This window comes from Clostridium sardiniense (assembly GCF_016907995.1).
Taxonomy (GTDB): Bacteria; Bacillota; Clostridia; order Clostridiales; family Clostridiaceae; genus Clostridium; species Clostridium sardiniense.
Window position 1 is genome coordinate 1 of record NZ_JAFBDA010000051.1, and the last position, 1,538, is coordinate 1,538.

The 1,538-nt window shown below is 29.3% G+C and carries 1 protein-coding gene; it reads right to left on the reverse strand.

What is annotated here, in order from left to right; translation table 11 throughout:
• Window positions 1–53: 53 nt before the first annotated feature.
• Complete coding sequence (locus tag JOC62_RS19045) at window positions 54–1,475, reverse strand: IS1182 family transposase (protein WP_243425118.1); 1,422 nt, start codon at window positions 1,473–1,475, stop codon at window positions 54–56.
• Window positions 1,476–1,538 lie beyond the last annotated feature (63 nt).

Sequence of the window (1,538 nt, forward strand, 5' to 3'; positions counted from 1 at the left end):
TCAGTCTGTAGACAAAAGGACTTTTTCACAAAAGAAAAAGTCCTTTTAATATTTTATATATTTAATTCTGAAATTGAACAATCTAAGATTTGCATAAGCAAATCTATATACGGTAAAGAAAAGACGTTCCCTGGTCTTTTCCAAAGTTTATTTGCTATCTTTTTCAAATTCATGCATGCAAAAATAAGCGTGGTCTCAAATTTAATTTTTACCAAGCTTCTTAAGTGAGTAAATCTCATTCCGTGCTTTTCCTTTGCATCAGCAAAGACACGTTCTATAGTTTCCTTTCTTCTTTTATATACCGATTTAACATATTTATCATATCTTAAATGATTTGCTTCATCTAAATATTTTTGCCAAATATGTCTAGTAACTACCTTCTGATTTGCTTTGCTTTCTGTGCAGCGTTGCTTTACCGGACAATTAACACATTCTTTTGAATTGGATTTATATTCTTTATATCCTTCTCTATTAGTAGTTGAGTATTTAATAATTTTATTATTTGGGCAAATATAACAATCATTTTTCTCATCATATGCAAATTCATATTTTTTAAAGAATCCCTTTTTAGTCATTGGTCTCTTATATGGCATTGATGGAAGAACATTAGAATCTAAAATTGTTTTAGCTATGTGTGGAGTAACATATCCCGCATCAATAGCGGTAGCTATAATTCTTGAGCCATATCTATCAATAACTTTAGAGTAAACATCTTCGAATGCTACGCTATCGTGGATGTTCCCAGGAGTTATATCGAATCCAAGTATAAAGTTGTTATCATCACAAGCTGTATGTGCTAAATACGCAAAACATTTTTCTTTTTCTGTTTTGTAAAACATACCACTTTCTTCATCAGTAGTGCTTTTAATAATTTCTTTCTTTTTTACTATTGAATCCTTCTTTAAAGGTTTTTTACCATGATTTTTTCTATCATTATCAATCTCGTCATTTAGCTTGTCTTGATATTTTTTAGATTCAACTTGTATATTTACCTTTTTATATTTCTTTTTGTTAGCACTAGCTTTTATATGAGTTGAATCTATGTATATTTGTTCGGGCGCTATAAGCCCATTTTCTTCAGCAATCTCTAATATTTTGGTAAAGATAGTATTAAATAAAGACGTACCTTTAAATCTTCTTTCATAGTTTTTACTGAAAGTTGAAAAATGAGGAATTGCTTCGCTAATCGAATAACCTAAAAACCACCTATATGCCATGTTTACCTGAATCTCTTTAATAGTTTGTCTCATTGATGGTATGCCAAATAAATATTGAATCATCACTATTTTTACTAATACAACTGGATCAATACTTGGTCTTCCCGTAGCAGAGTATAACTCTGCAACTTCATCATATATAAAATTAAAATTTATTATTTTATCAATTTTTCTAAGTAAATGATCTTTCGGAACCAATTGTTCTAAACAATTGAATTCTACTTGCTCTCTTGAATTCATTTCTCTTTTAGTTAACATTTATATCACCCAAACTTATTTTACTTGAAAAACAAAAGAGTGTCGACTTTGTCGACACTCTGA